General features: G+C 36.9%; 3 protein-coding genes. All 3 read left to right on the top strand.

Annotated elements, in window-relative coordinates:
• Window positions 1-110 precede the first annotated feature (110 nt).
• The 3 genes from JHC30_07055 (at window position 111) to JHC30_07045 (ending at window position 5567) form a co-directional block, all read left to right on the top strand.
• A complete protein-coding gene (locus JHC30_07055) occupies window positions 111-2318 on the top strand; it encodes a hypothetical protein (protein MCI4463905.1) in 2208 nt (735 codons plus the stop codon).
• Between the two features lie 58 nt (window positions 2319-2376).
• Window positions 2377-3276, top strand: coding sequence for a hypothetical protein (locus tag JHC30_07050; protein ID MCI4463904.1), 900 nt, complete (start codon window positions 2377-2379; stop codon window positions 3274-3276).
• A gap of 1052 nt (window positions 3277-4328) precedes the next feature.
• Entirely contained in the window at window positions 4329-5567 is a 1239-nt protein-coding gene (locus JHC30_07045; GenBank protein MCI4463903.1) for an FAD-dependent oxidoreductase, read from the top strand.
• Window positions 5568-5766: the final 199 nt, after the last annotated feature.

Here is a 5766-nt window from a genome sequence, read left to right as displayed (position 1 = left end):
TCCATATCACTAGCAAGCACAATCAAAACCTAGCCATAGAAACCAAAAATGAAAAAATCCATAATTCTCTGTACAAATCGCGAAAGTAGGTACAACATTTTAGATTCGCTATGATTTTTGCACTTTTTGCTTCAATTATTTTGGCAATCGTATTAACCAAAATAACATTCGAAAGATTTTTATATTTACGAGCTACTGTTCTTTTCTTCACTATTATCATAATAAATGCTGTAATCTCAGAAATTTCTGGCCTTAACATAAACACGTCAACATTCGTTGTTGCAGCTGTTATTCTCATATTCATACTGTTAAGAATTTTAATTTTTAGGAAAAGAAAAGATACTTGCAAAATACAAATCTTCGCTAAAGAGACTGAGAATGCAAGGACTCGGTGTTCATCAGCAATTGACATAGCAGTTATAACTATGATGTTATTGTTGCAGTTTTTTGCAGTCATAAAAATTTTCGATGATAGAATTTATTTAACATCTATTGGTGATAGTATTAACTATATATACTACATTTTCCAAATAAAGCATTTTAGCATTAATTTGGTAGAACATTCATCAAGAATGTTTTTATGGTGTATTGAAAAATATGGAAATATATTTATGGATTATTTTATCGTTTTTATCTTACTCCATTTAACTATAACAATTGGTCTCCTAGCAGAGCTTTATCAAAGGAAAATACCTCTCCCAGAGTTGCTTGTAATTTACTTCTTTCCGCCCATTCTACTACTGAAAATTTTATATGTTATGAAATACCTATCATTGTATAATAGCAATTTATTCCTTTTCATCTGGCATGGGTTCGGGTATTTGATCCCGTTCTTTAATCTTCCCTATCCATTTTTATATGAAACATTTAAAGTATATGTAGTTTCTGCATTTTTCTTTATAGTTTCATATTTTGATGACAGCAAACCTATAAAATTGCTGAGCGCAATTTTATCATTTATAATTGAACCAGAGATATTTCTACTCCTATCTTTTTTAAGTTTATTTATTACCAGAAGTAAGTCGCAAATCGTATCCTTTATTTTGGCTACAATATTTTATGCGGTCGCTTATACTGACCGTATGCAGGATATTCTGAATTTAACTATTTCTCATTCAGCATTTTTAGTTAATGTAGCTCTTCTTCCAATAGTCATTGTTGGTATATTTTTTATTTTGCTTTTTTCCTTTGTGATAAGCAACTATATTGATAAGATTATTGTTGCTATCTATAATTGTTGTTTATATAAGGAGATCAAAATCAGTGGAATTATTAGGAACCATAAAATGGAAGCGCATATTCCGCTACTCACGATCATTCTTACATTGCTGATAGCAGTTATGATCTTAATGATTTTTCAGCCAATGATAGAACTATATGTCTCTTCTCATTACGTTTTCCTAATCTTTATAACTATGCTCTCAGTTTTTATTTTTAAGGACATTTTTGTGACAAAACTTTCAGTAATTTTTATTCTGGTTAATACGCTAGTATTTGCATTAATGTCTTTTGGTCTTTTTAGTATGAGTGAATTCTTCTCAAGAATGGCGTCAATTTATTACACTTACATTTTGCTCTATAATATATATGATTCGAAACATCACTTTACTGTAAGTAATAAAAATTATAGAAAGCGAGCTCTATTAGCGCTTTCCGTTGTGATGTTTTCTTTGTTTATGCTTGTTCCATGGTTGTACATTAATTTCCCAGGGGGGCCGGTGGATTATACCCTAGCTTTCAAACTAGCAGATCGGGCAGCCTCTTTTTCACCACCTCCTTTCCTAGTAATCAGTGACTATTCAAACACATACACTTATTTTAGCCGTATGCTGGGGCTACAATACATATGGGTGGACTGGCGTTATGACTTCTCGAAAAGTCCCGTTTTACAAGAATTTTTGAATAGTTTGTCTAAACATGGAATAATATACTATTACGACCCTGGCACCAATATATTGTTTTTAACTTTGAATGAAAGTAATAAATATATAATCATAGAGGTGAACTATGCCTACAAAATTTATGTGAATGAATATAGGATAGATCCGAAGACGATATCAGAATATCAAATTAATTGTGGTAACTCTTCTATTGTTAAAATTAAAATCGATCCTTTGAATAATAATGCACTTGTTCGGTACAGAGTTTTTCAAGGAAAAAACAGCTATATAGCTATAGCGCGCGAACTTTTGCTTGAATGCAAAGGTAGCGCGTTGCTTATTGCATCTCAGCAGGTATGCAACTTTTGCGGTATGGATTCCTGGCAGCGTGCTTTGCTTATAATCAAAGGTTTTAATGACAATGTTAAAAAACAATAAACTTCAATTGATAATATATCCCTCAATTAGCGACATAGCAAGGAAAAGATGGGATTTCATGATAATTGTAAATAATGCTTTTTCGCTTAGATGGCTGAAGTATCTTATAAAATCGTTAAATATTCAAGAGTGCATCGAATCTTCAATATTGATAATTATTGATTATGGGAATGAAGTAAAAGACTTAATTAATATTGTAAAACAAAACAGATTAGCTACTGTAATAGTTAGTCTTAAAGGAGAAGATATAGGTTCTACAAATCAAAGAAATCTTGGCCTCTTTCTCAGAAAATACATCAATTTTAAGTATGCAATTTTCATGGATTCAGATATAATATTCTTTGATAAGAGACTATTATGTAAATTAATCCTTCTCACAAAAACAATCGATGTTCCAGCATTTACACATTGCCTTTTCAACATTGATGGAAGCATCCAATGGAGTAGCGCTAATTTATTAGGTCCTTTGCTTCTTGAATTTAAAACTTTAAAAAGAAGGGAATCAGACTTCTTGCATGGAGCTTTCTTTGCGTTAAGAAAGGATTTAATAGACGAAATAATTTCAGAGAGAAAATATCTTTTTCCACCTTTCTACTTCATTGGTTTCGATGACTACACTCTTTCACTTATGCTACAGAGAGTTCTTCGCTCGAAGAAACAAGTAAAATTTCCATCATTTAAGCTCGGTCGAATAGTTCATATTGGTGGTGCTACCACGTCGCGTATTAGCGAAAAAAGGATGCGCGAAGCGATGAAGAACCTGTTTTTATGTTTCATGCTTACCAACAGAAAATATCTGTTGATTGGTATAATTCCAGAATATTTAGTTTTCTCTATTTTGAGAAATATTAGGAATGGTAACTTAAATGTATTCATCATCTTGAAAAATTTATTGCAAGGTTTAGCATACGGTATCCTATTCTGGCACAATATCAAGCACTATGGCAAAAGAATCTGAAATTCTTAAGCGAAGAAAAATTATATATATAGGAGATACTTATACATCTTTCACTACTCACTTTGAAACTCAATTATATTTGTTTTTAAAGAAGAAATACGCAAAAGAAATTGTAGCAATACCCTCTTATAACATACACTTTGCTAGGTACCTAATAAAGTCAATGAGAGATAACATTATCATTTTAAATTTTGACTTCACCAAGTTTAATTTATCCTTTCTCGCTCCAGTATTTCTATTGTTAGCAACACTCTTTTTAAAATGTCATCATAATAAGATCATAGTGATATTTCATGGGCCATCTATTTACAGTATTAGGGACATTTATAGAGCTTTTACTCTTAATAAGCTTAATATATTAATCGGTTTGTACATTTATTTTATTTCAATGATTCTTAGTAAGTTAAGCAAATTATACGATGCTACCATAGTTTTCACGCCAATTGATAAACGGAAAATACCGAGGAGTATACTCGTTTATCATGGAGTGCCGGTGTTATCCTCTACATCAGGGTATAAATACGATTCAGCTATGACGAAAAGGATCGTTTACTATGGTACCCTTACACCGAGAAAGCCACTTCACTTGTTTATCCCCCTCATCCTGCATTTTTTGAAACAAGGATACGAATTTTACATTTTATCAACCTTAAGGAATCGCTGGCATAAGAACTTTTATGCGAAGCTAATTAAAAGTATTCCTTATAATTTTCATATCAAAATAAAGCTTTTTGACTTACCTATAGAAGATTTAAAAATTAGAGAGAAATACTTAAGAAATTCCTTTATATTAATTCCTCATTGTCTAGATATAACTCCTCTATATACATTTTTTGATTGTCTAGCTTTTTCAAGAAGGATTTTAATTCCGAAGCTATCAATATGTGATAGTGATTACATAGATTTTCTCAATAATTTTTTGAAGAAGGGAATCATTATCAAAATATCCGATACAGCTAGATTAATCGCTAAAATTATAGAACAGTTAGAAAACGATTAAATGAAATAAAATGCATCGCGTCGTGGTTCTCGGAGGGGGCTGGTCCGGGCTGGTGGTTGCAATCCATGTCAAGAGCCTCTACCCGTCGGCGGATGTCATCTGCGTGGATCTGGACTTCGGAGGTGGGCTCCTTCGCTCTGAGGTTGTTGGAAGCTATCTGTTCGACGTTGGGGGTAGCCATGTGGTTTTCAGCAGAAGGCGTGATGTGCTCGAAGGCATCTTATCGTTGGGCGGTGAGTGGGTGTCCCGTGGGAGGGCATCGTTCGTGTTGCTCAACGGCACCTTCGTCCCCTACCCATTCGAGAACGGCATCTACGCCCTGCCTCCCGAGAAGCGAGCCCGCTACGGTCTCTCCCTCATCAGGGCTTTGATCGAGCAACGGGACGAGCGGCCCAGGAACTTTAGGGAGTGGTTGCTCCGCACCTTTGGGCGCGAGGTGGCTGAGGACTACCTTATCCCCTATAACGAGAAGATCTGGAAGCGGTCTCTTGATCAAATTTCTGCGGATTGGGTTTACATCCCCGGTCGTCTACCCCTGCCTTCCCTTGACGAAATTGTGAAGGCGGTGGCAGGTATCCCCACGGTGGGTTACCGGGAGCAGTCGGTCTTCTACTACCCGAGGAGAGGGGGTATCGTGAAGCAGTGGGAGGCCGCGTACAGACGCGCTGAAGCGCTGGGCGTTAGATTCCTGCGGGAGCGGGTGGTTGAGGTGAAGCGGGTCGGAGGCGAGTTCCTGATAAATGATCGCTTTAAGGCCGACCGCGTAGTCAGCACGCTCCCCCTAAATGAAGCACCACAGATCTTCAGTCTGCCAGAGGAGGCATTCAAGGTTGCTAGACGGCTTGACTACAACTCGGTGGTGGTCGTGGGTGTCGGGTTGCGTCGCGATGCCCCGCAACGCCACTGGATTTATGTGCCAGACAAGCGTTACCCCTTCCACCGTTATGCTTGGATCTCAAACTACGGCGAAGACGCTCCTCCTGGGAGGTCGGCGCTTATTGCTGAGATCACTGTTCAGCGCGGACAGAAGGTGGACCTTGAGGGGTTGAAGCATGAGGTTGTACAGGGCTTAGTCGAGCTCGGCGAGCTGAGGGAAGGCGAGGTTGACGTCGTTACTGGTTGGCTTCACGAGTACGGGTACCCCATTTACACGCTGAGTCATTCCAGCGACGTAGGTAATTTGGAGCGTTTCTTGAGGGAGATGGGGGTGGTTCCGTTCGGTCGCTGGGGCATTTGGCAGTATTGGAACACTGACCGCATCTTTGAGGAGGCGCAGAAGCTAATACTTTGACAAGATCAAGTGAAGGGGATTTATTGGTGAAATGATTTGTCTATGTATTTTGTGTAAAAGTTAACATTGAAAAGATTTGCGGATTTTTATTTTCTAAAACTCTTCTACAAATATTTTAGTGGTATACCTCTGTGTATAGTATAGTGTTATTTTTTGGTTTTTTGCGCATGGATGTCTTTTTGGTGTTGTGTGGTATTCT

Source organism: Caldisericum sp. (genome assembly GCA_022759145.1).
In the GTDB taxonomy this organism is placed as follows: domain Bacteria; phylum Caldisericota; class Caldisericia; order Caldisericales; family Caldisericaceae; genus Caldisericum.
The sequence above is the reverse complement of the archived record's forward strand: the minus strand, read 5'-3'. Positions and strand labels throughout refer to the sequence as shown.

Coding starts and splice junctions, on each gene's coding strand:
- JHC30_07050 (MCI4463904.1), top strand. CDS start 2,377: ATGATAATTGTAAATAATGCTTTTTCGCTTAGATGGCTGAAGTATCTT.
- JHC30_07055 (MCI4463905.1), top strand. CDS start 111: ATGATTTTTGCACTTTTTGCTTCAATTATTTTGGCAATCGTATTAACC.